We start from the raw sequence: 26,237 nt of genomic DNA, 5'->3' as shown, positions 1-26,237 counted from the left end.
GCGCGGTGGAACCACACTGATACATCCCGAACTCAGAGGTGAAACGCTGCTGCGGCTACGATAGTTGGAGGGTCGCCTCCTGCCACAATTGCTCGGCGCCAGGTCTCTTTTTACACTCAAAGCTCCTTAGTACAATTCTACAACTAAGGAGCTTTTTAGTTTTTATTCTCTCTTCTCTTCGTATCTCAACACAAGAAATAGAAATATTGAACATAACACTGCAAAGAAAAGATAAGTAAATACGTAGAATGTATCCACTAAAGTCACTTGTATATGGGCGCTCGTCTAAGGGTATTCTTCACTCGTGAGCAAGACAGCATCAGAATAATAGTGTAGGACAACGGCCCAATACATCGGTGCAAAGAGGTTATTCAGTTATGGTCTCATAACTCTTCTCAAATCAACGCAGCTAAAGTCCCGATCTCCAGCATCATATCGTTGGAAAAATTCTTCGCTTTCCATAATTTAATTCCCAAATTCAATCAATAACATATCCAACGATAACCTACTCAACTCCTGCTCAACCCTCTTCGATCCCACCAACCCATTCAACCTAACCCTCCAAATCACCAACCTTCCCACAGGACAACTAGCTGAAGCCAAAATCACCGGATTCAACGCACAAGGTCGCCCCAATGGTGGAAGCATCCTCATCAACGATGACGCTAACGGTATCAGCTGGTTCATGGACACAACCCCGTTTGATAACAAGGAATTTGCCCAAACCCTAACTGACACAGCATTCCGCGCCACTAAAGGCGACAATACTGGTTATTTTCAATTTGTTTCTTGAATTTGCAAACGGACTGTATGATCGGTTGTGCCACTTAGTTGCAGTTCCATGATTTCTGTACCAAGAGGTTCAATGCAACTCAAAAGCGATCGCAGGTTTGGTGTACTTGCACCTGTGTCTACATACAATCTATCGGCTAAACTGCTGATGCGTTTCCATGTCATGTATAACTTGCCAATCAGCTGTTCCATTTGGGAAGCTTGATTGACTAAATCAGCCGCAACGCTTAAACAGCCAACTCTGTGGGCTTCTTCTAAGGCAGTTTCTATGTCTACGTCTTCTTTAGCTAGTGCTTGGACTTGTGCCGCAGATTTGAGATATTTGGCTAATTGACGGGCTTCTGTGGTGACTTGCTTGATAGTGTCTACGTCAGGGTTGGCAATAATTTCTTTTTGAATAAATTTTTGGTGCTGTTCTGGCAGTTTTTCCATTTCCTTGACTAGTGGCGCGATGTAGCGTGGTGGTAAGGAATTATCTGCGGCTTTTACCTTGACTGGTTCCGGGATTAAATCTGAAGACATCGCCATCCATTCATCGGTGAGTTGGCGGACTTCGCGGCGGGTGATGCGATCGCCTTTTTGGGCGGCTTCACTCACCATCTGTTGGACTTCTGGGGACGATTTCGCCGTTTCGACAAAGGCGCGTTTGCTAAAGTTATTGACTGCGGCTGGTTCTAGGCGACCTTCTTCTAAAAGTGTATCGGCACTGTTGGCTAGTTGAATCCAAGAATAAGCTTGACTCTTGCTAATTTCTCTTTCTTTGAGCCATTTGAGAAAGCCAGTACCCCGCCCATCGCCACCTTTTTTTTCTCTGTCGCGTACAGCCCTTAAAATTCGTCCCCGCCAAATTTCTGTTTGCAGGTCAAAGCGATCGCATACTTGCCAAGCTATATCTAACTGCTGTAAAAAATCAGACTCAGGAATTTGCTCATCTTCTGGGTCGGGTAGTTCAAAACTAAGATCAGTGGGCTGTTGTAGGGCAGCAGCAAGGTCATTAATAGCGTCGGTATCTTGCACGGTGGATAACTGACTAAAATATGCGTCGGCTTATTATGACACAATCTTTAGGGAGTGGGGAATAAGATACAGATTGGCTAGTGCAAACCTGGTTTGGCGAAACTCGAAAATGTTACTTAGCTAATTTGTGCTGAGGTTGCGATCGCCACATGACATCTTTGATGAAACAAAAGAGTGATCGTCGAGATTGGATATGATTGAGCATCAACTAACAGAACCTTTGTGATGGATGCTGATTGCTGCATATATTCAGCGACGCAAATCTAATTTCGTTAAATCTAGAATTCAGGACTTACGCACAAAGATTTTTTATGGAGAGTGGGTGAAAGGGTTTGAGGGTGTCAGAGTAGTAGTTTGTGGGGTGGGCATCTTGCCCACCCCACAAGATGGATAATGTTATTGAGATAAATTGAATAGTTGCAAATAAGCCGATAAGATGACTGGGCCAGTAAAGACAGTGATGATTGCGCCTAGTGCTAAAAAAGGGCCGAAGGGGATTTTTACTCCGGTTTTTTTAGGCGATCGCACCAATACTAATCCACCTATTAATACTCCCACAGTACAGGCAATTAAACTAGCTAACAGCAAATATCGCCAACCCAGCCAAGCTCCCATCATGGCTGCAAGTTTGGCATCTCCCGCACCCATCGCCGTTTTACCGAGAACTATTGAACCACCAAAGGCGATGCCATCAAATAGCCATAAACCAATAACAGCACCAACTATCCCCATCATCAGGTGTCTAACTATACTCACACTGCTGGCTTCTTGGGTAAAACCGCTAATTATTTGAAATCCCAAGCCTAACACTAAACCTGATTGTGTTAGGGCATTGGGGAGAGTCATGGTATCTAAATCAATTAAGGCTAATGCTAACAGCCAACTACAAAAAGCCCAATATCCTAACGTAGCGATGGAAACTTGAAATACTAAAAAAATCACAACAAAAACTATTCCCGTTATTGCTTCTACTACGGGATAACGAACAGCTATTTTATTTTTGCAATAACGGCATTTTCCGCGTAACCACAACCATCCCAGCACGGGTACATTGTCATAAGCTTTTAGCTGGTTTAAGCAATGGGGGCAACGGGAAGGCGGCCAAAGAATCGATAACCCCGCAGGGATTCGATAAACTACAACGTTAATGAAGCTACCTATAGATGCACCCAAGGCGAAAACAACAATAATCGCCGGAACGGCTATTAAAAAGTCCATATAGTCATTTGTCAATTGTTCTGTGTCATTTGTCGTTTGTCATTTGTTCTTTGTCAAATGACCAATGACCAATGACCAATGACTCATAACTAATACATGTGGGACTCAATTTGATTTAGAGGCACAAAACATTCTTGCGGTAAGAGAACGGGTTGGTTAGTAAAAATGACTTTACCTCGATGGGTAACACGATTAATTGCCACCCCAGAAGGTTGCCCCGCAATTTCAGGATGTACTTCACAATAAGTGTAGTAAATCTTGCCAGCCGCCCTGATGATTGCGGGATCAATCAGAGGTGGCTGGATTCTAGAGGCGGTGAAATTAGTTGTCTCTTGTCGTAAAGCGTACACTATGTTACTGCTATCTACTTACTAGATTTTGTCTATAGTGTACCCGAAACTTTCTGTAAAGATTGCCAATTTGGCGAGTTTATGCAAAAAGAATTATTTCTCTAGTGCTTGAATGAGGGAATTTCCCATTGCCTGACAACCCAAAAGGTTCATTCCTGGTGACATGATATCGCCTGTGCGATCGCCTTGCTCTAAAACTTGTAACACAGCTTTTTCAATGCTATCTGCTGCTTGTGGCTGATTTAACCCGTAGCGTAACATCATGGCGGCACTCAAAACCTGCGCCAGAGGATTAGCTTTATCAAGTCCTGCAATATCCGGCGCAGAACCGTGGACTGGTTCATATACACCAGGGCCAGAAGCACCTAAACTCGCAGATGGTAACATCCCAATACTGCCAGTTAACATCGCCGCCGCATCAGAGAGAATATCACCAAACAAGTTCCCTGTAACAATCGTATCGAATTGTTTGGGAGCGCGGACTAATTGCATTGCGGCATTATCAACATAAAGGTGAGACAGTTCGACATCGGGATATTCGGCGGACAGTTTGGTGATGCGATCGCGCCATAACTGCGATACTTCTAATACGTTGGCTTTATCCACAGAACAGAGTCTACCGCTTCTTTTTCTCGCAGTTTCAAAGGCAACTCTCCCGATACGTTCAATTTCTGACTCGCTGTAAACCATTGTATTCAAACCGCGTTTCTCACCAGTCTCAGTTTCAAAAATGCCTTTAGGTTTACCAAAGTAAATTCCCCCAGTGAGTTCCCGCACCACCATAATATCTACGCCTTCGACAACTTCCCGTTTCAAAGTGGAAGCGTCAATTAACTGCGGCAGAATTTGGGCGGGGCGTAAATTGGCAAATAATCCCAAACCTGCGCGGAGTCCTAACAAACCTGCTTCCGGGCGCTGGTGAGATGGTAGAGTATCCCACTTATAACCACCAATAGCAGCGAGTAATACAGCATCACTCTTGCGACAAGTATCTAAGGTAGCGGCTGGTAGAGGTTCGCCTGTCGCGTCAATGGCTGCACCACCAATTAAAGCTTCTTGGAAGGCAAACTCAATATCAAATTTTTTCCCTACGACTTTCAGCACATCTACCGCCACTGCCATAATTTCAGGGCCAATGCCATCGCCGGGAAGTAAGGTAATGCGGTAGTTTTGAGTCATAGCTAGTTTCTATTAGGTAAATGCTTGCAGATTAAATATCATACCTAGCAAGATGTACATCTGGAAGCTTTAATTTATTTAGATGTGTGTTGTCTCAATCGACCCTTCGATGACCAGACACAGGAGAGAATTTTTTTAGAAGCTGAGGCAGTGCGAATTATTTTAGCTCATTGCCAAAGTGGTGAATGGCAACTGCTGACTAGTCAAGTTATTGATGTTGAATTAAGGCGTACCCCAGATAGCGCCAGAAAAGAGCAGATCAAATTTTGGACTGAATGTGCAACAAGCAAAATTACCATCACCCAGCAAATTGAATCTCGTGGTCTACAACTTTCCCAACTGGGTTTTAAAAACTATGATGCACTACATATAGCCTGCGCTGAAGCCGGAAATGCCAATATTTTTTTGACAACTGATGACAGAATGTTACGTTTGGCAGCTAGAAGCAAAAACCTGCTACAAGTTAGAGTAGAAAACCCGCTTCAGTGGGTAATGGAGGTTACTTCATGATAGATGTGACTAAACTTTCTCAATCGGAGATCCGACGACTCGGTATAGAAGCCCTCACAAAAGCTCTTGGCCCTGCCGGAATGGCAAGATTTATGCAGCAGTTTGAACTAGGAAGTGGAGATTACACAAAAGATAGGGAGCAAATTTTAGGCAATCCTTCCATTGAAGAAATTATTGCCGAAATTAAAGAAATGGAAAAATAACAGTAATCAGTTAATTTTGTCACATTTACTACTGAATTATTCAGCTTCAATCAACTCTTAAATCTGCTATTCCGCATCTACCCAAAGATTAAAAAAAAACTGTGCCTGAAAATTTTTTGCTCAGTTTCTTGTAATGTTTTGGATAAAACTAGCAAGAAATAAAAAAGTTTATGAATTTTAATCAAATTGGCCAAGTAGCAGTGGCACTGTTAACAGGATTTGGATTGAAAATCCTGGGTGCGATCGCTCTGTGGATTGTGGCACAGAAGTTGATTGATTTTGCACTCAAATTAGTCAGACGTGGTTTCCGCAGTCAACACGTTGATCCAACTCTAGTTAACTACTTGCTGAATATCATCGGCGTAACTTTAAGAATTATTTTAGTTGTCGCCATTCTCGGCTTTTTCGGTATTGAAACCACTTCGTTTGCTGCATTGTTAGCGGCTGCTGGTGTGGCGATTGGTGCAGCTTGGGGTGGATTGTTAGCTAACTTTGCAGCTGGGGCGTTTTTGATTGTCTTTAGTCCATTTAAAGTTGGAGACTTTATCACAGCCGCAGGTGTCACAGGTACAGTTACAGAAATTGGACTGTTCACAACCAATATCACCACACCCGATAATGTGTTAACCATTGTCGCTAATAATAAGATTTTTTCTGATAATATCCAAAACTTCTCAGCTAATCCTTACCGTCGAGTTGATTTATTAGCACAACTACATCACGATGTCGATCATAATGATGCGATCGCTCGTCTCAAAGCCAGAATCAGCCAAATTCCCAACGTAGTCAATAATCCTGTGCCAGATGTAGAAATTATCACCTTTAATTTAGCCGGGCCAGTATTAGCCGTACGTCCCTACTGCAATAATGACCACTACTGGCAAGTTTATTTTGACACCAACAAAGCCATACGTGAAGCATTTGGTGAAGCTGGTTATCCCATACCTGAACAACGCTACGCCTTTAGTAGTCAATCTTCTAATGGAACAGTCAATGATGGTGAATCTGTGATGTCATCTGCCTCGATGATGAGTTAAGTTTGCACATATCAAATCCAATTTAATCAGGACTTACGCATAAAAACGAAAAATCAAGGGCTTTGGCGAGGGTTTAGGGGTATAGAGTGTACTTATTCAAAATCCTTACACCCCAAACCCTTTCACCCTTTCACCCAATCTCCTCAGATAATCTTTGTGCGTAAGTCTTGTTAATTTGTCAAAATCTCTCAAAAAATAGAATATTTGCGAACAAGTAGGTAAGTTATATACTTTACCTACTTTTTTATCAGCCTGAAATGTTATTAGCTGTATATTTAAACACTGAAGACAAATTTGATCATAACTCAGTTTCAATTTTGGAAACGAGACTGACAACAGGGCTAAAGAGAGGCTAGGTTAGTGTGTAATTAACCACCGTACTCCTTTAGATATGGTAAAAGAATTAGCAATTCGCACCTGTGGACTTACTAAGCAATTTGAACGGTACATAGCCGTAAATGATGTTCATTTAGAAATCGAAACGGGTGAAGTATACGGACTGATAGGGCCGAATGGTGCGGGTAAAACAACTCTCATTCGGATGTTAGCAACGGCTGAAGAACCAACTACGGGTGAGATATATATTAACGGCGATCGCATGGTACGGGACAAGAGTAACCCGACTATCAAGCGTCGTCTTGGCTACTTACCCGATGACTATCCCCTGTATGAAGATTTAACTGTTTGGGATTACCTTGATTACTTTGCGCGGTTGTATCGTTTGCGCGAACCACGTCGTACTCAGCGTCTACACGAAGTTTTAGAACTCATTCAATTAGGTAATAAACGCAACAGTTTAATTTCTACACTGTCGCGGGGGATGAAACAGCGCCTCAGTTTAGCACGCACTATCATCCATGAGCCAATTTTATTACTCCTAGATGAACCGGTATCGGGACTAGACCCCATCGCCAGAATGCAATTCCGCGAAATTATCAAAGCATTGCAAGAAGCTGGGATGACAATTTTAATTTCGTCCCATGTTCTCAGCGATTTAGCGGAACTGTGTACTTCAATTGGAATTATGGAGTTAGGTTTTTTAGTAGAAAGTGCTTCACTCAAACAACTTTATCAGCGTTTGGCTCGACAACAAATTATGTTGTCAACCTTGGGAAAAATTGATCCTGTAATTAGTGAATTAAAAAATCATCCTTTGGTAGAAGCATGGGAAGTTTTACCTGGGAGTAATAATCTGCGCGTGAATTTTTCTGGTGATCAGAATGCTTGTGCAGAATTATTGCGATCGCTAATTCAAGCTAATATCCCCATCACTGACTTTCATTGCACCCAAGAAGACCTAGAAAGCATTTTCCTCAAGCTTGGTCATAAACAAGCATCCTAAAATATCAAATTTTTAACTTAGAATAATTCTTCCTATGTATCTCAACTTTTTGGATAAAATTGGCGATTGGAATCCTCAGCTTTTACGAGAACTTAAAGGTCGTCTTAAAGTTTTTAACGTAATATTTGCCTTCGCTATCTCACTAATCGCTCAGTTAGGATTGTTTATCTATCATCTTAGAGAATATCCTAATAATAAATATCCCATGAATAACTTTTATTGTAATCTGGGCAAGGTTTATCAAAAGCAAATTGACTCAGGTTATAAACTCATAGATCAGACTCAAAAGCAAGTCAATTTTTACAGCACTAAGCAAAACTATGATCTCTCAAAACTACTGGAATCCCAAGATAAATTACAATCCCTCAAAGCACAGCAAAAACAGTTAGAATATACCCTATATCAGCAGCCATGTCCCATTTCCGAAATTAACTTTCAAATGTGGTGGCGTGACCACTGGGAATATATATTTATCACACTCTGCATAGTTTTTATCTACACACTATTAGTTGCTGGGACATATTTACTAGTCAACAATCTTGCTCAAGAAGAAAAGCGCGGTACGCTGAATTTCATCCGCCTCAGTCCCCAGCCAGAAACTAGCATTTTAACTGGCAAAATGCTAGGAGTGCCAATTGTTATTTACTTAGTAATTTTGCTGGCGGTTCCTTTGCATATTTGGTCAGGAATTTCTGCCCAAGTTAACATCAGTTATATTGTTAGCTTTTATATCGTCTTAGCTGCTAGTTGCTTCTTCTTCTACAGCGCCACATTATTATTCAGTTTAATGAGTAATCGATTGAGTGGTTTTCAGCCTTGGTTGGCTAGTGGTGCAGTTTTCATATTTTTGCTAAATGCAATGCAATTTGCATTTAGTAGCGAAGATTTACACACCACAGCAGCTTGGCTGAGGCTACTAACCCCGTTCGATATGCTGAAATATATGTTCCCAAATCTTTTGAAGAACAGCAACCCATCATTGTTAGCAGAAACTCAATTTTTTTACCTACCATTAGGAAAAAATGTTTTCACATTTACAGGGTTACACCTACTCAATTATGGTGTTGGCTGCTATTGGATTTGGCAAGCACTTGGAAGGCGGTTTCGTAATCCTAATGCTACCTTACTTAGTAAAGGACAAAGTTACTTATTGGTAGCTGGCTATCAAGTAATTTTTTGGGGATTTACCCTGCAATATACCAAAAATTACTGCCTTGCTTACCGAAATAATGAACCAATAAATTGCTACTATGACTTGAATTATCAAATAGGTCAAAACTTCTTCTGGCTTATATTTCTTAACTTCGTTTTACTAACTTGTTTGTTTATGATTTTGTCTCCTTGTAGACAACAAGTACAAGATTGGGCAAGATATCGTCATCAACAAACATCTAGTAGCGATGCTTTTAGTAATAAATCTGTATGGCGTGATTTAATTTGGCAGGATAAAAGTCCTGTAATAGTTTCAGTTGGGTTGAGTTTAATAATCATAACTATCCCCTTAATAGTATGGATTTTACTCGCTCCAGCTTTGAATATCCATCATTACAATGCTATTGATTGGGTGAACCGAATTGGCAGGCTGAAAGCTATTTTAGGAGTGGCGATGTTCATTGCTATAACGATGATTTATGCCACCATATTACAAAGCATCCTATTGTTAAAAACTTCCAAGCGGGTGTTTTTGTCTAGCATTATTCTAGGGATATTAATGTTTGTGCCACCAATAATTTTGGCTCTATTAGAAATCAGACCTGAAACTAATACTATGTTTTGGTTATTTTCTAATTTTCCTTGGGCTGCTTTGGAATACTCAGCTACAACAACAACTTTTATGTCGCTTTTAGCTGAGTTCACTGTTTTAGCTTTGTTAAATGTAAATTTGGCCAATCAGGTGAAGTTAGTTGGGGAATCTGCAACGAAAGCATTATTAGCCGGACGGTAATTAATCAGCAAGGAACTTATTTGAAAAAGTAGACAAGGGAGACAGGGGAGACAAGGTAGAGGAATATTTGTATAGCATTTATGATTGCTATGTAGGGCTAATCTTTGATTAGGTAAAAAATAACTGGACTTATACAAAGCTTCTTTCCTACTCCCTATTTCCTACTCTTTTCCTACATAAGTACATTCAGAAATCAAACCAGATTCAGATAGATAATTAACTAGTTACTGAGGAGAAATATTCATGATAGAAGCCTTAATAAATTACTTAGGAAACGGGAATCCGCAGTTATTTCGGGAACTTAAAGGACGGCTAAAACCCCGAAATATTTTATTAACATCTGCATTATCATTGCTGGGTCAATTTATCTTATTTATATCCTTTCAAGCCCAGTTACCTACACGCTATGATGCAGTACAAAATCTGACTAATAGATACTGCACTGGTACAACAAAATATGACTTACCTGGATGTCTTGCTGATGGTTTTGGTAATGCGATTATCAATTGGCAATTGTGGTCTTGGGATGTCTTTACTTGGTTAAATATTATTGTGAGCTTTGGTTTATTAGCAGCAGGTAGTTATCTACTAATTAATGACTTAGCTACCGAACAAAGACGCGATACCCTAAATTTTATCCGCCTGAGTCCCCAATCACCACAGAGTATTTTATTGGGAAAAATGCTTGGTGTTCCCGCTTTACTTTATGTGGCTGTAGTATTAGCATTACCTTTGCATTTCTGGATGGGTTTGAATGCCAAAATTCATGTGATGGAAATTATCAGTTTTGATGCAGTAGTCATTGGGGCTAGTTTTTTATACTACAGTGCTGCATTAATATTTGGTTTGGTGGGTTCTTGGTTAGGGGGTTTTCAGCCTTGGTTAGGCAGTGGCGCATTATTAGGATACCTCATATTTACCAAACAAACTTTCACGTCTAATTTCCCTACTAATAATCCAGTTAATTTTTTTGGGCTACTTAACCCATATTTTTTAATGCCATATTTTGACATTGAAATAGACAGAAAATTTAGTTTTGCTATTCCCAATTTCAAATCTTTTTCTTGGTTCATTTTCTCCATAGGAGAAAGTTTTATTACTACGGCTGTCTTTGCAGTAGCAGTTTATTTTATCGGTGCATACTTTTTTTGGCAATCTTTACAGCGTTGCTTTCGTGATCCTAATGTAACTATGTTGAGCAAAAAGCAGAGTTATTTACTAACTGCTGTTTTTAATCTCATCATTTTAGGATGCGCTGATTGGCGAGAGTTAATATTTGATGGCCCATCTAGAAGTTATAGTTATGTACTTCAAGAAAACATCGGACTTTTAATGATTTTGAATTTGGGGCTATTTTTATATTTAATTGCTGCGATTATTCCTGGTCGTCAAACACTGCAAGATTGGGCTAGATACAGACATATTACGCAACCCAAAGAATTAGGTAAAACTAGTTTAACTGATGATTTAATTTGGGGTGAGAAAAGCCCAGGAATTTTAGCGATCGCTATTAATGCCATCATGTCTGTGACTTGCTTAAGCTGCTTTGCTTTGATTTCCCAAGTCAGTATCGAAGATAAAATGAATACTTGGATGGCGCTGCTGTTTGCAGGGAGTTTAGCTGTGATCTATGCAGCCTTAACTCAGTTAATTCTCTTCATGAAAAATGAACAGCGCCAATTATGGGCAGCAGGAGTGTTAATGTCTGTGATTATACTCCCACCCATTTTTTTAGGAATATTCTTTAATAGACCTGACAACTACCCTGTAGTTTGGCTATTTTCCATTGCTGCACCACTCATTGCTTTATCCTCATCAAGAAGCGGAGATGGATTACCATTGGCTTATTTTCTGGCAATCTTAGGACATTTTGCGATCGCAACATTTTTAATATCTCAACTAACGCGCAAGTTGAAAAAAGCAGGAGAGTCTGCAACTAAAGCATTGTTAGCAGGAACTGAATCTGCTATTAGCTAAAATAGCTCAGGACTTACGCACAAAAATTGTCTGTGGGGATTGGGTGTAGGGGTGAAATGTAAAAAAAACCTACACCTGTCAGCTACTCCCCACTCTCTCGCTTACTAATAAAATCCAGCATAATTTTTTGGTGCATTGTCCCCAATGGTCTAACTTCCTCGGCTACGGCTGAGTAACAATTACCACGGCGGATGTCTTCGGCTGTTAACAGTCCCATGTCCCAGCCTTCATTCAGCACTAGTTGATTGATGTCTACCAACAAAGGTGCTTGAAAAACATGGCGGATGACTTTTTCATCGGGATAGCAGCCAAATTCAGCGAATGTTGGTAAGTTATAACCAATTTCTTCGAGAATTTCCCGTTGGACGGCGACGGCTGGTGTTTCACCGGGTTCGATATGTCCGCCAAAAAAAGCCCAGCAACCAGCCGCCGCAATCGTGGGGATATTGTCGCGCAGTTGCATGAGATACTTATTGTCTTGGTAGAGAATGGCGATCGCTACTTCTGGTAATTGATTAGTCATAAAATTTACACTTAAAATCACTCTTCTGTTATATATACTTCGCCAAAATCTTGCCCAGCGATGGGGATACTTTTGTAGCTAACTTTACCTTTTAATACTACTTGAGTACCTTTTTGCAAATTGCTTTGATTGGTAATTACCCAAATTTTGCCAGTCGAATCATCAATTTGGTATGCCCACTGCTTCATCAGTGGGACTTGCTTTTCTACCTTACCTTGAATATACACAGTCGCCTGTGTGTTGGGTTTGGCTTGAATTTCGGCAATTTGAGTCACATTGCTACCAAAAATGAAATTGCTACCTTTGATTTCTGGAAGCCTCCAAGCCGCACAGCCAGAAAGTCCCGCCACTAGGACAAAATAGCAAAGTATACGGTAATAATTTGGCGATTTGTGCATCAGTCTCATAGGGAATGGGTAGTTGGGAGTAGAAAACTTTCCTTCTGTTGTACTATTACCTGTTGAGTTTTAGCCGTTCTCTGTTCCCCGGTTGATGGGTTTGGTGAGAGACAAGGTAGACAAGGGCGACAAGGGAGAAATGATTGTAATTTCTCCTCTTCAACCCCCTACACCCTGACACCCTTCTCTACAACCCATTCTCAACTCCCAACTCCCCACTCCCTCCCACTAAGATTTCATAGTTTTATCCGTCAGATTCGACAAGGGATCTGAGAAGATGAACAAGTATGGTCTTGTGGTAGGAGAGGCGCAACAACAATTAACAGCCAAAAACCTTTCAAACCGTTGACTTCGCTACAGACAATTTACATTTTGGATTTTAGAGGCGAATCTTCTGAGGATTCTCATGGAAACAACAACTGCCAAACTTCTTGATGGTAAAGCCTTAGCAGCAAAAATTCACCAGCAACTTAAAACCCAAATTCACCAATTACAAGCCAAAGTAGGCCGTCCTCCTGGTTTAGCCGTGTTGATGGTTGGTGATAACCCCGCATCAGCAGCTTATGTCCGCAATAAAGAAAAAGCCTGCGCTAAGGTGGGTATTGCTTCTTTTGGTAAGCATTTTCCTCAAGAAACTAGCCAAAAAGAATTAGAGGCGGTTATTGCCGAACTCAATGAAGATAATCGAGTTGATGGAATTTTGGTGCAACTCCCCTTACCTGACCATTTGGATGCAGTCTCTTTGTTACATCAAATACATCCCGATAAAGATGCGGATGGACTGCACCCAGTCAATTTAGGGCGACTAGTACGCGGTGAAAGTGGTTTACGTAGTTGCACTCCTGCGGGAGTCATGCACTTGCTGGCAGAATATAATATTCCTTTGCGGGGAAAAAATGCAGTGGTGATAGGGCGCAGTATTTTAGTAGGAAAGCCAATGGCTTTGATGCTACTAGAAGCAGATGCTACTGTTACCATTGCCCACTCGCGATCGCAAAATCTTGCCAGCATCACCAAGAATGCCGATATTATCATCGCCGCCGTTGGTCGTCCAGGACTCATTACCGCCGACATGGTAAAACAGGGTGCGATCGTGGTAGATGTGGGGATGAACCGCGTCACTGATGCCAATGGCAATAGTCGCTTAGTCGGCGATGTCGATTTGGAATCAATTGCAGGTGTGGCAGAATATTTCACCCCAGTTCCTGGCGGTGTCGGCCCTATGACCGTTGCCATATTATTGCAAAATACATTTACCAGCTATTTGCGGACTACAAGCTAGTCAAAAGATATCAGTTATGAATTTTTAACTCCCGATTCATCCTGCATAACTTTTCAGCACCAAAGCCCCGTAAAATTGTGACGTATAAGACAAACAGCCAAAAGCCAAAAATTGAAGGAATTATAAGAATGGTAGCAGCTGATAACCTTCAGAAGATGCCAGAAACAGCAACCTTTAACCTTGTCGCCTATCTCAAAGAGCGCCAAAAGCTTTGTGATACTGCTCTGGATAAATCAATGCCCGTCATATATCCAGAAACAATTTATGAATCAATGCGCTACTCTCTCCTAGCTGGAGGTAAGCGGGTACGTCCCATTCTCTGTCTTGCTACCTGTGAAATGATGGGCGGTACTATCGAAATGGCTATGCCTACAGCTTGTGCCGTCGAAATGATTCACACAATGTCATTAATTCACGATGACCTGCCAGCAATGGACAATGATGATTATCGTCGTGGAATGTTGACCAATCACAAAGTCTATGGCGAAGATATTGCAATTTTGGCAGGCGATGGCTTACTCGCCTTTGCTTTTGAACTAGTTGCCACTAAAACACCAGAGAATGTTCCTAGAGATAAAGTTTTGCAGGTAATTGCTCGCTTAGGCAGAGCCTTGGGCGCAGCAGGCTTAGTGGGTGGGCAAGTGGTAGATTTGGAATCAGAAGGTAAATCTGATATTTCCCTCGAAACCCTCAACTTTATTCACAACCATAAAACTGCGGCCCTTTTGGAAGCTTGCGTTGTTTGTGGTGGTATCTTAGCTGGAGCCGCCGCAGACGACATACAAAGATTAACTCGCTACTCACAAAACATCGGTCTAGCATTCCAAATTATTGATGATATTTTGGATGTCACAGCCACTCAAGAACAATTGGGCAAAACGGCGGGTAAAGACCTCGTAGCCAAGAAAGTTACCTATCCTAGCCTGTGGGGAATTGAGGAATCACGCGCTAAAGCTCAACAGCTAATTGAGTCAGCTTGTGCAGAATTAGAACCTTATGGTAGTCTGGCACAACCACTCAAAGCCATAGCCCACTTTATTGTGAATCGCAATAACTAGGACAAACCAATTGGATTTTAAATTTTGGAGCCGCTATCTTGTGGTGAATCAGCATTACTGGAAGTTAAACCGCTTCTGAGTGAATATTTCACAAAAGAAAGTTAGATTCATAGTCTTAACTAATAGGCTACTCCAAAAACCTCACACAATATTTGGAATTAGAGCAGTCAAAGCATAGATTAAAACTATGTTGCTGTCTGAACATACTGAGAATACTGAGTTTATACTCAGCACTCAGCACTTTGCTATGGTTCCTTTTGAGATTTAGAATTTTGGGTTGCGTCTAAATTTTTACTTACAAAATAATTACGCTAATTTTAACTAACTGAACTAAAACACCATGCAGGACATAGCCGATATATTAAACAACCGGGTGCTGCTGGTAGCCCTGGTAGCCTGTTTCATTGCTCAAGCTTTGAAACTGGTTATCGATGTCGTCAAAAATCAAAAACTGAATGTCCGTGTTTTAGTCACGACTGGCGGTATGCCTAGCGCCCATTCAGCTTTAGTAACAGCCTTAGCCGCAGGTATTGGACAAACTGTCGGTTGGTCATCCCCGGAGTTTGCCTTAGCTACCGTGTTTGCCATCATCGTGATGTACGATGCGGCTGGAGTCCGCCAAGCTGCGGGTAAACAAGCACGAATACTCAATCAAATGATTGCGGAATTATTTGATGAAAAGCACGAGTTTAGCCAAGACCGACTCAAAGAGTTACTGGGACACACACCAGTACAAGTCATCGCTGGTTCAGCTTTGGGAGTCACAATTTACTGGTTAGCCAGGACGGCTTATTAGTCAAGGATCAAAAGTCAATACTCAGCTTGTCCCCCTTCTCTCCTAACACTACTGCACTTTGACGGCGGAACGCAGTAACACAACTTTGCGACTATCAACGAGGATGGCAAAAAAGCCGCGTTCGTTGAGTTTTTGTAGGGTGTTGTATGCTTGTTGTTGGTTGGTAGTGTGAGTAGCTAACAAATAAGGGCGTTGTCCGTAAGAGGCAAAACCAACATTACCACCGACAACTTGCTGGACGCTATTCGCTAGTTCTGGACGGTTGTAGTAATCTACCAGTACGGCGTAGCCTTGCCCTAATGGTTGGGGGTTATAGCTAACTGTTGGTGTTGTTGCGGCGGCTTGTTGAGCAACTTCAGCAGGCTTGGTTGTGATGATGGCAGATAAACCAACAATATTATTGATGTACCTAGCCCAACGATTTGCATCGTCAATTTTGTTAAAACCACCTATTCGCGTGACTGTATCGGTGAGGTATTGACAGTTAGTAGTGGCAATTTCGTTGGGTAAAGCACTCCGCAATTGCTTTTGATACTCAGGTGTGGGCGTTATTACTAGTAATAAATATTCTCCAGGATTTGGCGGTTGGCAGACAGGCAGTTTTTGTTGCGCGTTAACAGAAATTGTAGTATTGATTAAACCTGCGATCGCAATTACCAATCCACCAGATATAACCTGAACTCTCTGCACAAAGTTGGGACGCATAAGCTGGATTTTTTAAAAAAATTCTATTTTAGTAGTTCGTCAATAGTCAATGGTCATTTGTCCTTGGTCATTTGTAAATTAATGTTGTCTTACAGTCAGACAATCTAACATACTGTATAGCAGGAGACAGGTTACAGGCTACAGGTGACAGAGTTAAAAGTATTTTGCTGTCTTTGATATTTACTGATTTCCTAAGCAACTTGGCTACTGCCATATCAAAACTAATGACTAATGACCAATGACTATTGACTCTTGCTTAAGAAACACTCGCAAGAGAAGCCAAAGGATCGGGAATTGTTACAGATGGTGCATTAAAATCACCAGTAATTACATACTCCAAGCGCAGTTTCAGCCAGGTGATAAACTGGGGATTTGTCGAAATAATCGCAGCTGCGGGTTTAGGACACTGTGCTTTAACTGCTGCCATTTCTGGCGCTTCTAAAAAGGCTGGTTGCTGTACTAACCAAAAATCAATTTGCTTTTCATTTTCGTGATAATGGCGGGTGCGTTCTTTCAGCACTTCTTCTAAAGGTTCTTCTTGGACTAGAAAGCGTTGGCTGGCTAAAACGTAATAATATGTTTGCATTTTCATCCTTGGGTTACTAACGGTTTAAACAGGGTACAGAATTAACTCTGTACCCTATTTAACTAACTCTTCCGAAATCTTTGGAACCAAGAACTGAAGGGACAACGACTTCCTTTAGTTTCACTATTTGTTTGTTTACCACCAGCTGTCAGTTTTTCTAAAAACAGGGTGTTGTCAAAATAGTGTTCTACGGAAATAATTTTTAAATCATCGGTGACACGAGCTATACTCGTCCCGACAATTTCAACTGTCTCTCCAGTGGGCGCATAACCTTTGTATTCGCCTCTAAAATGTCCCCAGTGTCGCCACTTGAATGCTACATTTGGTGGCCCTGAGTACACTTCCAGCACTTCCCAAGGGAAACCTTGGGGAAATGTTGTGTGGAAGATTTTAGCTGATGATTCAAAGCTTTCTTCGGAAGCTTTGTAATGTTCAGAATCAGCCATGAATAAATTGTAAGTACCTTGGTTGCCTAATTCTGCGGCGGTATATTCAGGGCCGCCATTGGTACTAACGCGAAACTTGTCACTCACAACCGATAACCACTGCTGCGGGTTAGATTTGAATGATACCTCCATCTCGAAGGTTCTTACCAAGTTCTGCACGATCGCCTCTAACGATCCTTCAACATGATTACATACACTTTCTTTGGCAAGATTTTCTTTTGAACGAGAATAATCAGGAGGTGTTTGATAACGCCACTCTGCATCAGTGCTGGCGGCGATAACTTTATCCCTATCCTGTACCCAAAGCGGTAAGTCTTGAGATTGTGTTGAGGTCATAAAAGTCTAAATTGAAAATTTAACCAACAAAGCTGAAGGTTGAAGGATAAAGGCTGAAAATACTTATTTCACACTTCACACTTCATACTTTTTTCTGGATTTCGCAGTTACAACCCCTCTAGTATCAGTTATCAGTGGTCAGTGACCAGTTATCAATAACAAACTGATAACTGATAACTGTTCACTGATTTCCTTGTATGGCTTGTTTCATCTCCCGGACTGCTCTTTCTATCCCGACTAGGGCTGCCCGACTGATGATAGTATGACCGATGTTGAGTTCTTCCATTCCGGGTAGGGCGGCGACTGGATGAACGTTCCAGTACGTGAGTCCATGACCAGCATTGACCCGCAGTCCGGCTTTAATTGCTTGTTCACACCCTGTAGCCAAAATTGCTAGTTCCTTTTGTCGGCTGGTTTCATCATGGGCTTCAGCATACTGGCCAGTGTGCAGTTCAATAAATTTTGCCTGCACCTTGACAGATGCTTCAATTTGTGCAGGTTCAGCGTCGATAAACAAACTGACAGGAATGCCAGCACTCTGCAATTTATCGACAATCTCTCCTATTCTAGCAATTTGCCCAACAATATCGAGTCCGCCTTCGGTGGTGACTTCTTCGCGCTTTTCTGGAACTAGAGTGACATAATCTGGTTTAATGTCAAGCGCGATCGCCAGCATTTCTTCAGTAGCAGCCATCTCCAAATTAAGATGTGTTCTCACTGTTTGCCGTAGTAACCGCACATCTCGGTCTTGAATATGCCGCCTGTCTTCCCGCAAATGTACTGTAATTCCATCTGCACCCCCTAACTCTGCCAGCACAGCCGCCGCCACAGGGTCTGGTTCCACCGTCCGCCGCGCTTGTCGGATGGTAGCGATATGGTCAATGTTAACTCCAAGTGTAGGCAACCCTAGTCTCCCGATTAACAGTCCTCCGAACTTGATTTTAGCGGAAATCGGAGTTGTAAAGTGAGGTAGTGGCTTCCCCGACAGTTAACAGGCTTTGTTCTTATCGCCTCAGACTTTCAGTCTCTTGGGTTTATGATAAATTTGTATTTTTTTGGAAAGCCACATCCACCTGATTCAGCAATGATTCTGGGGTAGAAGAATTATTTAAAACAACATCTGCACGGGATATTTTTTCGGCTAAAGGTAGTTGGCTTTGAATTCTTGCTTGTGCTTGTTCTGGATGAAGATGATTGCGCTGAATTAATCTTTGCAACTGTTGTGTTTCTGAACAACTGACCACCCAAATTTCTGTAACCAAATATGTCATTTTTGCTTCAAACAGCAGTGGAATAACAAACACCAAAGTTTCGGCGGTAGATGTTGCAATTGCTTGCAGAAAACAGTTAGCCACATAAGGGTGAATCAAATCTTCTATCCATTGGCGTTCTTGTTGATTTTGAAAAATAATTTCGCCTAATTTTTGACGGTTGAGATTACCATCAGGAAGTAAGATTTGTTCACCGTAACGTTGTGCGATCGCCTTTAAAATAGGTGAACCAATAGAGACTGCATCCCTAGCATAAATATCAGCATCAAAAATCGGCAAGTTGTAAGCACTGGCTAAATAATTAGCAACAGTGCTTTTACCTGTAGCAATTCCTCCAGTTAAAGCGATGATGCGTTTGGTCATTAGTCAATTGTCATTGGTCATTTGTGATTTTCTCCCTATTCTCTGGGTTGGGGGATGAGGGAGATATGGGAGATATGGAGATATGGGGGACAAGGGAGACAAGGAAGAGTTTAGCACTCATCACTCATTACTCTTTACTCCTTACTCTTTACTCAGCACTCAGCACTCAGCACTTTTTCACCACTTCTTGTAAGGTAAGAATTTACCATTCATGGTGACTTTCACGCGATCGCCTTTGGGGTCTTCGACTTTTTCGATGTCTAAGGTAAAATCAATTGCACTCATAATCCCATCACCGAATTTTTCTTGAATAACTTCTTTGATTGGGAAACCATAAACTTGCATAATTTCATAGAACCGATAAATTAAGGGATCGGTTGGGACAACAGGGCCTAAACCTTTGGTGGGATAGCTAATTAGTTCCGCAATATCTTCAGAATCAAGCCCTAACACATCAGCTAGTTTTTGTGCTTCTTCTAGAGAAGCTGTTGCTTGACGATAAAACAACGCCGCAATCCAGACTTCATCACGTCCTAAAACTTGTTCTAAATCTGTAAAGGTTAATCCTTTGAGTTTTTTAGCAGCCAGCAGCTTTTGAGTTAATGGGGGAATGGACATAGTACACTCTGATACTAATTTTGGATTTTGAACCAGGGATAGTATACTTTGCCAAGACAGTCTGGATGTTGAGCTTAAGGTAAAATTTCAACTACTGTACCTTTTTCTACCCATTGATCCAGTTTATCGACATCTTGATTTGATGAACTACTTACTCCTACCAGCTGATTGGTGTGAGCGTCTACATTCACCCCAGCAGAGTTAAATCCCCGCACCATCAAGAAATTCTTGAATTGCTTTGTCTCTGAGACTACACAAAGGAGCCTCTGATTTTGGTTCAGGTTCTTGGACAGCTACCGCACCAACTAATACAGGAGTTTTAGCAGCAATTTGTAGTTGCTGGAGATTTTGGATTTGTTGTTCTAAAGTTTCAATGCGATCGACTAAAGCGCGAATCACTTCCGCTTCTGAGTCTGGTAAGTTGTTGTGTTCCAAAGGTGCAACGCGGACTCCAGAACGATAGACAATCCGTCCAGGAATACCGACGACTGTACAATCAGAAGGCACATCTCTCAGCACAACTGACCCAGCACCAATGCGGACGTTATTACCAATGTGAATATTGCCTAATACCTTTGCGCCAGCACCAACTACAACGTTTTCACCGACTGTAGGATGGCGTTTACCACTTTGTTTACCAGTTCCGCCCAAAGTGACACCTTGATAAATCAGAGCATAATCACCTATAATTGCCGTCTCACCAATCACCACACCCATACCGTGGTCAATAAATACACCTTGCCCAATAGTTGCACCTGGGTGAATTTCGATCCCAGTCAAAAACCGAGAGAGGTGAGAAATGAAGCGGGGAATAAAGGGAAGACCAAAGTGATGTAGCCAGTGAGCCAGTCGGTGAAAAATTAGGGCTTGCAAGCCAGGGTAACAAACCAAAACCTCTAACCAGTTACGGGCGGCTGGGTCACGTTCAAAAATGATGCGGAAATCGGCACGTAGAGTAGATAGCACGCAATAGTACCCTCGAAAAGCAAACGAGCTACCATACCATATTATCTTTTTGAGTGCTTGGTTGATAAAGTGCTGAGTGCTGAGTGTTGAGAGGGTAGACAAGGGAGACAAGGTAGAGGGGGTAGACACGGGAGAAGGGGTAGACACGGTAGAAAGATTGCTCCCTTGTCCCCCTTGTCTCCCTTGTCTCCCTTCTCCCTGCCCCTAGTCCACTCCCACTCACTCCGCCCCAGAATCTCCCCATTCTTTAATAGCGGAAAAGATTGATGAATAATCATCATTAGCAAATGACATTTTCATGGCTGTAGCTAAAATGTGGCGCACAGACTCAATGCTACTGAGGTCTAAACCCAAAGCTTTGGCTTCTGAGATAAATAAGTCTGTATCTTTGAGCAAATGTTTGGTCGGAAAATTGGGGTTTGTGTAGTCTTCCTCTAACATTCTTTGCAGCTTTTTATCAAAAGTCGGTGCATACAAAGAACTTTGGCGTAAAATCTGCATAAAAGATTCAATATTGACACCTTGACGCTGTAAAAAAGCCAGACTGAGAGCAAAGCTGGTTGTTAAAGAAGCGATTAATTGATTGAGAGATAATTTTAAGGCGGCGGCTGTCCCCACAGGGCCAATTAGTAAAGGTTCTGGGCCAAAGTTTTGCAGTAACTGTAAATGCCTTTGGTATTGGTCGGAAGTTGCGCCTACCATGACAATTAATTGCCCGCTTTTGGCTTCGGGAATGCTGCCTAATACGGGTGCTTCTATATATTCACCACCACCGCCAATTATGGTATCTCGAATTTCTTGGCTTTCGGTGGGTGTAATTGTCCCCATTTGAATAATTGTGCGTCCTTCTAGGGTACGCCAAGCTGTATCTGAAAGTAAGACTTGATAAATAGCTGCGGCGTTAGTCAGCATTAAAATAATGCAATCAGCAGCACGAATGGCCTGACGGGGTTGTGTGACGATTTCTGCGCCGGCTGCTTGTAATGGTGCTAATTTTTCTGGGGTGCGATTGTAGGCAACTACGTGTATATTGGCTGCTAACAACCTTTGAGCCATTGGTTGTCCCATCAGTCCAGTTCCCAGAAATGCCACCTTCATTGTTCACGTTCCTTTGATAAAGCTGAGGCGATGTCTATGACAGAAATCGCGTTTTCATCTTTTGATTGTAATTGGCTGGCGATTTGTAATTTGAGACTTAAGATGCCATCCTAAATCTCAAATTCACCCGATGCGGCTGAGTCAATAGGGAGTAGGGAGTGGGGAGTAGAAAATGATAACTCAGCACTCAGCACTTTAAATTCAACCGCCAGCAGCAAAAGTCGCCATAATGACAACAGATAGTAAGATACCGGGTGTAAGTAGCATTACTAGCATCAACAAGTCGTGAGTATTCATAGGTTTTTGTTGCTTTTTTAAATACAGGATTTCGCAGTAATCAATAGTAATGCTAGTCCATATAACAGTGATGCTGCCGACTTACAGAGAGTTTTAATTTTTTCCCTTACTTTTACTTTGGCACAATTAATCCTTTCAGGGGTTGAGAAATTTCCAAATTTTGAAGTCCTTTACTTTGGATGAGGACTCCAAAGCCTCCTAACCCGGTGGGATCAATAAGTTTGTGGAGTGACTCGCGTCGTTGTAATAACTGAGCGATCGCTATATCTTGATGGGAAAGTGAGGCTATTGAGTCTCCCAAACCCAACGCCATCAAAAATAAACCTTGTTGGGTAAAGCCAATTTTGGTTAAACCACATTGCTCACCCCACAGTTCTAAGGCGGTAAAGTCAACGTGAGCGGTGATATCTTGTCGCCCAAGATTAATATAGGGGTTGTTATGGTAGCGATGCTGGTAGTAGCACTGGAGGGTTCCTTGCGATCGCCTGGGGTTATAGTAGCGATGGGCAGGATAGCCATAATCAACTGTTACCACATAACCGCGTTGCAAGCGGTCTGCTACTATACTCAACCAGTCTAAAGCCGCTAAATTAATTTCACTGCGGTAGCCATCGGGGTAGACTTTTGCAGTTAAATCAATACCTATCAACTCAAAATATTTTGTCAACTGCGGTGTAGAAGTTTCCCCAATGATTTCTTGAAACTCCCCTTCTAACAGCAGATAATTTTCATTTTGCTCTACATCAGAGGGTAAGGTGACATAAATTTCTCGCAATTCCCCAGTTTGTAAAATGAATTGATGCACTGAAAAAGCATCGACTAGTTCGTTAGAAAAAAAGCAGCCAGTTATAGAGTTGCTAGGTATATCTACTAAATTACACCACCGCACAGGGTAATTTTGTAAACGTTGCTGTTGTTCCTGCTGCAATTCGGGAGATTTTTCGACAATCACATAATCTAATGCTGGTAAAAAATCAGGATAATGCCGTTGATAATAGTTGAGGATATGTAACGCCAACAGTCCTTGACCTGCTCCCATTTCTACCAAAGAATAAGTTCGAGGCTGTCCTAAAATTTCCCACATTTGCACAAATTGTTCTGCTAGTAACTCGCCAAAATCAGCGCCAAGACTAACAGATGTGAAAAAATCACCGCCTTTAAACCCAATGTTGACGGCTTTACTGGCATAGTAGCCATGTTCAGGGTGATATAACACCATATCCATGTATTCGGCAAAGGTAATTCGCTTTTGCGGATTATTAGCAATGCGATCGCTGATGGCCGCACACAACGCTGGGTTAGAATTCATAAACAAGTTAGATCAGTAGGCTTCAGATCCCCGACTTCATTAATAAGTCTGGTATCTTCTTATTTACAATAGATATTTTCCTTATGGCTTTTCCTTAATTGTTACTAATCCATGTATCCCTAGTGCTGTGATCACACCTCCCAACAGTCCCCATGTACCATCGGCGAATACGTTGATGCGATGAATAAAAGCCCGATGGTAAGCGTATTCTAATTGTCTATCATTGACTTTATTTTCTTCTACTAGTTTCTGCACATAATTTTCAGCTTTGCCTAGTGCAGCATAGTCTAAGTTAAACCAATAAAGTGATATTCCTACTACCGCCAAGCCAGGAAAAACCAAGGTAATTAACAAAATTGCTATGCGTGATTTCATAAAACTTTCGGAAAACTAACTATGATCACCACCTTTAACTTTAGTGCGATCGCTACTGTGGGACAAAATTAGTCATCTTATCTTGAGCAAAACACCAGAATTTTGGGAATACTCATAGTGTTTCGCAGCATTGGCTTGGTTAGGCTCACGCTATGAGAGCATTAAAAATCATTTTTCTGGGATTTGCTTATGTTTTATGTGTTGGGTTGGTATTAATTTCCCTATCGGCGGGATATGCAGCAACATCAGACTCCGTGGATACCTTGCGACAACAGCAAGAACAAATTAATCAAGAACGCCAGAATGTGATTCAGGAACGCGATCGCTTGACAAATTTACATAATGCTGCAAAAAACCGATTAACAGGTATCAATCAAAATATCAATACCACAAATAATCAAATTCAAGATAGTGAATCGCGGTTAGCCCAAGCAACTCAACGCCTGCAAAAGCTAGAAGCTGATTTAGCCGTGGCGCAACGTAACTACGAAGAACGACAAATCGCCACAGTCGCTAGGTTGCGTTATCTCCAGCGATCGCACGCTAGTCAAGGCTGGGCAGTTTTAATGCAAAGCCAAAATATCAGTGACTTTATCAGCCGTCGTCATCAATTAAAGTTAGTCTATCAAGCAGACCAGAAAATTTTAGCTAAACTCAATGTCCAAGCACTACAAATTAATCAGCAAAAAACTGATGTAGAACAACAAAAAAATGAAATTGCCTTAATTCGTCAGCAATTACTCTTACAAAAAGCCGATTATCAAGCTCAAGCGCAGTCACAAGCAGAATTACTTCAACGGTTAAATAGCGATCGCCTCGCTCTAGAAGCAGCCGAAAATCAATTAGCAAAAGACTCCCAAAATTTAGAAAACTTAATTCAAGAAAAAGTCGCCGCCTTAGAAGGACGCAGCAAAACCAACAGCCGCAATAGTGTGATCATTCGCGGTACAGGTGTGTTTGCCTATCCCAGCAATGCACCTACTAGCAGTCCCTTTGGCTGGCGGATACACCCAATTCTCGGCTATCGTCGCTTTCATGCAGGTTTGGATTTTGCGGCTAGTTATGGTAGTACAATTCGCGCCGCCGATTCTGGAACTGTCATTTTTGCCGGATGGTATGGTGGCTATGGTAGAGCCGTAATTATTGACCACGGTAACGGATTGACTACACTCTACGGACATAGTAGCGAATTGTTTGTTTCGGAAGGACAGGGAGTACAGCGCGGACAAGCGATCGCGGCTGTTGGTTCCACAGGCTTTTCTACCGGGCCACACCTGCATTTTGAGGTGCGTCGCCGTGGTACACCCATCAATCCGGCTGATTTTCTTTAATGGTCTACAAACTTGATCACAACTATGCTATAATCCAGAAGACTAAGGGCGCGTGGCTCAGTGGATAGAGCAACAGATTCCGGTTCTGTGGGTCGGGGGTTCAAATCCCTCCGCGCTCGTTTTGTAAATTAACTTATTATTTGTCCGCATTGAAGAATTGTAGATCATAACTACACCTCTGCTTCTGTTCGCTGAACGACTTGTACCGATCAAATTCGAGGCGCTACTTACATATCTGTATCATTTTTCCAGTCAAATGGTACAAAGTCAGACATATTCACTTTTGCAATCAAGTAAATAATACCAATTTAAGAAAAGAATGCGACAGATAGAAATTAGGAAAGTCTTACTGGAGCTATATTTCTTAATTGCGTTAGCGAGCCTGCGATAGCGAAGCGTTAGCGAGGAACGAGCGTCGCGTCATTGCGAATTGCGAATTGGTAGAATTTTTCTAAACTCAGATTCCGCAGATATTAAGGCGGATTTAATATCTGCGGAATCTAGCTTTTATCTATCGAGAGTGATTCAAGAAAGTTATTGCAAATTCTGAATTCTAACTCCTGAATTCTGTTGTAAATGTTCAACAGCCCAGTCGTGCATTGCATAAAGGATCGGTTTCAGACTTTCCCCCAAAGTTGTGAGTGAATATTCTACTTTGGGAGGGATTTCAGCATAAACTTGTCGATGTACTATCCCATCTTCTTCCATTTCTCTGAGTTGCTGAGTCAACATTTTTTGTGTGATTCCCGGTAAACTGCGTTGCAATTCACCAAACCGTTTGACACCAGTTATTAATTCTCGAATAATTAAAACCTTCCAGCGTCCACCAATTACTTTGAGGGTAGTTTCCACCTCACAAGTTAACCTGCGATCGCTTTCTGCTTCTGCTTTCATAATAATTTTTTAGTC

General features: G+C 41.7%; 28 protein-coding genes and 1 tRNA gene. 11 read left to right on the top strand and 18 right to left on the bottom strand.

Annotated elements, in window-relative coordinates; all coding sequences use genetic code 11:
* Positions 1-777 precede the first annotated feature (777 nt).
* The 4 genes from H6G77_RS23855 to leuB form a co-directional block, all read right to left on the bottom strand.
* Positions 778-1,809 (bottom strand): hypothetical protein, encoded by a 1,032-nt coding sequence (locus H6G77_RS23855; RefSeq protein ID WP_190591785.1) that lies wholly within the window; start codon positions 1,807-1,809, stop codon positions 778-780.
* A gap of 396 nt (positions 1,810-2,205) precedes the next feature.
* Positions 2,206-3,027 (bottom strand): A24 family peptidase, encoded by an 822-nt coding sequence (locus H6G77_RS23850; RefSeq protein ID WP_190872905.1) that lies wholly within the window; start codon positions 3,025-3,027, stop codon positions 2,206-2,208.
* Positions 3,028-3,116: 89 nt separating this feature from the next.
* Entirely contained in the window at positions 3,117-3,377 is a 261-nt protein-coding gene (locus H6G77_RS23845; RefSeq protein WP_190591786.1) for a hypothetical protein, read from the bottom strand.
* A gap of 93 nt (positions 3,378-3,470) precedes the next feature.
* Positions 3,471-4,556, bottom strand: a complete 1,086-nt coding sequence (gene leuB / locus H6G77_RS23840; RefSeq protein WP_190674249.1) for a 3-isopropylmalate dehydrogenase — start codon at positions 4,554-4,556, stop codon at positions 3,471-3,473.
* A gap of 84 nt (positions 4,557-4,640) precedes the next feature.
* Between leuB and H6G77_RS23835 the strand changes: the two genes are divergently transcribed.
* From H6G77_RS23835 to H6G77_RS23810, 6 genes are all read left to right on the top strand, one after another.
* Positions 4,641-5,066, top strand: a complete 426-nt coding sequence (locus H6G77_RS23835) for a PIN domain-containing protein (protein WP_396020685.1) — start codon at positions 4,641-4,643, stop codon at positions 5,064-5,066.
* Complete coding sequence (locus H6G77_RS23830) at positions 5,063-5,269, top strand: hypothetical protein (protein WP_190674246.1); 207 nt, start codon at positions 5,063-5,065, stop codon at positions 5,267-5,269. The genes H6G77_RS23835 and H6G77_RS23830 overlap by 4 nt, the downstream gene beginning before the upstream one ends.
* Positions 5,270-5,439: 170 nt before the next feature.
* Positions 5,440-6,306: a mechanosensitive ion channel family protein gene (locus H6G77_RS23825; RefSeq protein WP_190674243.1), complete on the top strand. Its 867-nt coding sequence runs from the start codon at positions 5,440-5,442 to the stop codon at positions 6,304-6,306.
* 391 nt (positions 6,307-6,697) lie between these two features.
* Positions 6,698-7,648 carry an ABC transporter ATP-binding protein gene (locus H6G77_RS23820; RefSeq protein WP_190674240.1) on the top strand — a complete coding sequence of 317 codons (951 nt, stop codon included), beginning with the start codon at positions 6,698-6,700 and terminating at the stop codon, positions 7,646-7,648.
* Between the two features lie 34 nt (positions 7,649-7,682).
* On the top strand, positions 7,683-9,593 hold the full coding sequence (locus H6G77_RS23815) for an ABC transporter permease subunit (RefSeq protein WP_190591791.1): 1,911 nt from the start codon (positions 7,683-7,685) through the stop codon (positions 9,591-9,593).
* Positions 9,594-9,836: 243 nt separating this feature from the next.
* The gene (locus H6G77_RS23810) at positions 9,837-11,570 is read left to right on the top strand and encodes a hypothetical protein (protein WP_190872899.1); all 1,734 of its coding nucleotides are present in this window, start codon (positions 9,837-9,839) and stop codon (positions 11,568-11,570) included.
* Between the two features lie 82 nt (positions 11,571-11,652).
* Here the strand turns inward: H6G77_RS23810 and H6G77_RS23805 are convergent, their stop codons facing one another.
* Both H6G77_RS23805 and H6G77_RS23800 read right to left on the bottom strand, forming a co-directional pair.
* Complete coding sequence (locus tag H6G77_RS23805; RefSeq protein WP_190674231.1) at positions 11,653-12,093, bottom strand: NUDIX hydrolase; 441 nt, start codon at positions 12,091-12,093, stop codon at positions 11,653-11,655.
* A gap of 17 nt (positions 12,094-12,110) precedes the next feature.
* On the bottom strand, positions 12,111-12,491 hold the full coding sequence (locus H6G77_RS23800; protein ID WP_190591794.1) for a hypothetical protein: 381 nt from the start codon (positions 12,489-12,491) through the stop codon (positions 12,111-12,113).
* Between the two features lie 406 nt (positions 12,492-12,897).
* Here H6G77_RS23800 and folD point away from each other — a divergent pair, with 406 nt between their 5' ends.
* From folD to H6G77_RS23785, 3 genes are all read left to right on the top strand, one after another.
* Positions 12,898-13,773, top strand: a complete 876-nt coding sequence (folD, locus tag H6G77_RS23795; RefSeq protein ID WP_190591795.1) for a bifunctional methylenetetrahydrofolate dehydrogenase/methenyltetrahydrofolate cyclohydrolase FolD — start codon at positions 12,898-12,900, stop codon at positions 13,771-13,773.
* 128 nt (positions 13,774-13,901) lie between these two features.
* Positions 13,902-14,831 carry a geranylgeranyl diphosphate synthase CrtE gene (crtE, locus tag H6G77_RS23790; protein ID WP_190591796.1) on the top strand — a complete coding sequence of 310 codons (930 nt, stop codon included), beginning with the start codon at positions 13,902-13,904 and terminating at the stop codon, positions 14,829-14,831.
* 340 nt (positions 14,832-15,171) lie between these two features.
* Positions 15,172-15,627, top strand: coding sequence for a divergent PAP2 family protein (locus tag H6G77_RS23785; RefSeq protein WP_190591797.1), 456 nt, complete (start codon positions 15,172-15,174; stop codon positions 15,625-15,627).
* Between the two features lie 48 nt (positions 15,628-15,675).
* On the opposite strand, the gene H6G77_RS23780 is transcribed toward H6G77_RS23785, so the two are convergent.
* From H6G77_RS23780 to H6G77_RS23730, 11 genes are all read right to left on the bottom strand, one after another.
* Positions 15,676-16,332, bottom strand: coding sequence for a hypothetical protein (locus H6G77_RS23780; RefSeq protein ID WP_190591798.1), 657 nt, complete (start codon positions 16,330-16,332; stop codon positions 15,676-15,678).
* A 256-nt stretch (positions 16,333-16,588) separates the two neighbouring features.
* Entirely contained in the window at positions 16,589-16,918 is a 330-nt protein-coding gene (locus H6G77_RS23775; RefSeq protein WP_190591799.1) for an MgPME-cyclase complex family protein, read from the bottom strand.
* A gap of 62 nt (positions 16,919-16,980) precedes the next feature.
* Positions 16,981-17,700 (bottom strand): ester cyclase, encoded by a 720-nt coding sequence (locus H6G77_RS23770; protein ID WP_190591800.1) that lies wholly within the window; start codon positions 17,698-17,700, stop codon positions 16,981-16,983.
* A 181-nt stretch (positions 17,701-17,881) separates the two neighbouring features.
* Entirely contained in the window at positions 17,882-18,604 is a 723-nt protein-coding gene (locus H6G77_RS23765) for a pyridoxine 5'-phosphate synthase (RefSeq protein WP_190872898.1), read from the bottom strand.
* Between the two features lie 130 nt (positions 18,605-18,734).
* Positions 18,735-19,334 carry a dephospho-CoA kinase gene (coaE, locus tag H6G77_RS23760; RefSeq protein ID WP_190872897.1) on the bottom strand — a complete coding sequence of 200 codons (600 nt, stop codon included), beginning with the start codon at positions 19,332-19,334 and terminating at the stop codon, positions 18,735-18,737.
* 177 nt (positions 19,335-19,511) lie between these two features.
* Complete coding sequence (gene cynS, locus H6G77_RS23755; RefSeq protein WP_190591803.1) at positions 19,512-19,952, bottom strand: cyanase; 441 nt, start codon at positions 19,950-19,952, stop codon at positions 19,512-19,514.
* 74 nt (positions 19,953-20,026) lie between these two features.
* Positions 20,027-20,170 (bottom strand): hypothetical protein, encoded by a 144-nt coding sequence (locus tag H6G77_RS23750; protein WP_190591804.1) that lies wholly within the window; start codon positions 20,168-20,170, stop codon positions 20,027-20,029.
* On the bottom strand, positions 20,154-20,918 hold the full coding sequence (gene cysE / locus H6G77_RS23745; RefSeq protein WP_190591880.1) for a serine O-acetyltransferase: 765 nt from the start codon (positions 20,916-20,918) through the stop codon (positions 20,154-20,156). The genes H6G77_RS23750 and cysE overlap by 17 nt, the downstream gene beginning before the upstream one ends.
* A gap of 219 nt (positions 20,919-21,137) precedes the next feature.
* Positions 21,138-22,016 (bottom strand): NAD(P)-dependent oxidoreductase, encoded by an 879-nt coding sequence (locus H6G77_RS23740; protein ID WP_190591805.1) that lies wholly within the window; start codon positions 22,014-22,016, stop codon positions 21,138-21,140.
* Between the two features lie 409 nt (positions 22,017-22,425).
* Positions 22,426-23,622, bottom strand: coding sequence for a class I SAM-dependent methyltransferase (locus H6G77_RS23735; RefSeq protein WP_190872896.1), 1,197 nt, complete (start codon positions 23,620-23,622; stop codon positions 22,426-22,428).
* 81 nt (positions 23,623-23,703) lie between these two features.
* Positions 23,704-23,997 carry a hypothetical protein gene (locus H6G77_RS23730; RefSeq protein ID WP_190591807.1) on the bottom strand — a complete coding sequence of 98 codons (294 nt, stop codon included), beginning with the start codon at positions 23,995-23,997 and terminating at the stop codon, positions 23,704-23,706.
* 152 nt (positions 23,998-24,149) lie between these two features.
* On the opposite strand from H6G77_RS23730, the gene H6G77_RS23725 reads away from it, so the two are divergent.
* Both H6G77_RS23725 and H6G77_RS23720 read left to right on the top strand, forming a co-directional pair.
* The gene (locus tag H6G77_RS23725; protein WP_190591808.1) at positions 24,150-25,328 is read left to right on the top strand and encodes a murein hydrolase activator EnvC; all 1,179 of its coding nucleotides are present in this window, start codon (positions 24,150-24,152) and stop codon (positions 25,326-25,328) included.
* A gap of 46 nt (positions 25,329-25,374) precedes the next feature.
* Positions 25,375-25,447: transfer RNA gene (locus H6G77_RS23720), tRNA-Arg, on the top strand.
* Positions 25,448-25,862: 415 nt separating this feature from the next.
* On the opposite strand, the gene H6G77_RS23715 is transcribed toward H6G77_RS23720, so the two are convergent.
* Positions 25,863-26,222, bottom strand: coding sequence for a helix-turn-helix domain-containing protein (locus H6G77_RS23715; RefSeq protein ID WP_190872895.1), 360 nt, complete (start codon positions 26,220-26,222; stop codon positions 25,863-25,865).
* Positions 26,223-26,237 lie beyond the last annotated feature (15 nt).

It is taken from the genome of Aulosira sp. FACHB-615 (assembly GCF_014698045.1).
Lineage (GTDB): Bacteria > Cyanobacteriota > Cyanobacteriia > Cyanobacteriales > Nostocaceae > Nostoc_B.
Note: the sequence above shows the minus strand (reverse complement) of the source record. Positions and strands in the feature narration are given on the sequence as shown.

Coding starts and splice junctions, on each gene's coding strand:
- H6G77_RS23850 (WP_190872905.1), bottom strand. CDS start 3,027: ATGGACTTTTTAATAGCCGTTCCGGCGATTATTGTTGTTTTCGCCTTG.
- leuB (WP_190674249.1), bottom strand. CDS start 4,556: ATGACTCAAAACTACCGCATTACCTTACTTCCCGGCGATGGCATTGGC.
- H6G77_RS23830 (WP_190674246.1), top strand. CDS start 5,063: ATGATAGATGTGACTAAACTTTCTCAATCGGAGATCCGACGACTCGGT.
- H6G77_RS23825 (WP_190674243.1), top strand. CDS start 5,440: ATGAATTTTAATCAAATTGGCCAAGTAGCAGTGGCACTGTTAACAGGA.
- H6G77_RS23820 (WP_190674240.1), top strand. CDS start 6,698: ATGGTAAAAGAATTAGCAATTCGCACCTGTGGACTTACTAAGCAATTT.
- H6G77_RS23815 (WP_190591791.1), top strand. CDS start 7,683: ATGTATCTCAACTTTTTGGATAAAATTGGCGATTGGAATCCTCAGCTT.
- H6G77_RS23810 (WP_190872899.1), top strand. CDS start 9,837: ATGATAGAAGCCTTAATAAATTACTTAGGAAACGGGAATCCGCAGTTA.
- H6G77_RS23805 (WP_190674231.1), bottom strand. CDS start 12,093: ATGACTAATCAATTACCAGAAGTAGCGATCGCCATTCTCTACCAAGAC.
- H6G77_RS23800 (WP_190591794.1), bottom strand. CDS start 12,491: ATGCACAAATCGCCAAATTATTACCGTATACTTTGCTATTTTGTCCTA.
- folD (WP_190591795.1), top strand. CDS start 12,898: ATGGAAACAACAACTGCCAAACTTCTTGATGGTAAAGCCTTAGCAGCA.
- crtE (WP_190591796.1), top strand. CDS start 13,902: ATGGTAGCAGCTGATAACCTTCAGAAGATGCCAGAAACAGCAACCTTT.
- H6G77_RS23785 (WP_190591797.1), top strand. CDS start 15,172: ATGCAGGACATAGCCGATATATTAAACAACCGGGTGCTGCTGGTAGCC.
- H6G77_RS23780 (WP_190591798.1), bottom strand. CDS start 16,332: ATGCGTCCCAACTTTGTGCAGAGAGTTCAGGTTATATCTGGTGGATTG.
- H6G77_RS23775 (WP_190591799.1), bottom strand. CDS start 16,918: ATGCAAACATATTATTACGTTTTAGCCAGCCAACGCTTTCTAGTCCAA.
- H6G77_RS23770 (WP_190591800.1), bottom strand. CDS start 17,700: ATGACCTCAACACAATCTCAAGACTTACCGCTTTGGGTACAGGATAGG.
- coaE (WP_190872897.1), bottom strand. CDS start 19,334: ATGACCAAACGCATCATCGCTTTAACTGGAGGAATTGCTACAGGTAAA.
- cynS (WP_190591803.1), bottom strand. CDS start 19,952: ATGTCCATTCCCCCATTAACTCAAAAGCTGCTGGCTGCTAAAAAACTC.
- H6G77_RS23750 (WP_190591804.1), bottom strand. CDS start 20,170: ATGGTGCGGGGATTTAACTCTGCTGGGGTGAATGTAGACGCTCACACC.
- H6G77_RS23740 (WP_190591805.1), bottom strand. CDS start 22,016: ATGAAGGTGGCATTTCTGGGAACTGGACTGATGGGACAACCAATGGCT.
- H6G77_RS23735 (WP_190872896.1), bottom strand. CDS start 23,622: ATGAATTCTAACCCAGCGTTGTGTGCGGCCATCAGCGATCGCATTGCT.
- H6G77_RS23730 (WP_190591807.1), bottom strand. CDS start 23,997: ATGAAATCACGCATAGCAATTTTGTTAATTACCTTGGTTTTTCCTGGC.
- H6G77_RS23725 (WP_190591808.1), top strand. CDS start 24,150: ATGAGAGCATTAAAAATCATTTTTCTGGGATTTGCTTATGTTTTATGT.
- H6G77_RS23715 (WP_190872895.1), bottom strand. CDS start 26,222: ATGAAAGCAGAAGCAGAAAGCGATCGCAGGTTAACTTGTGAGGTGGAA.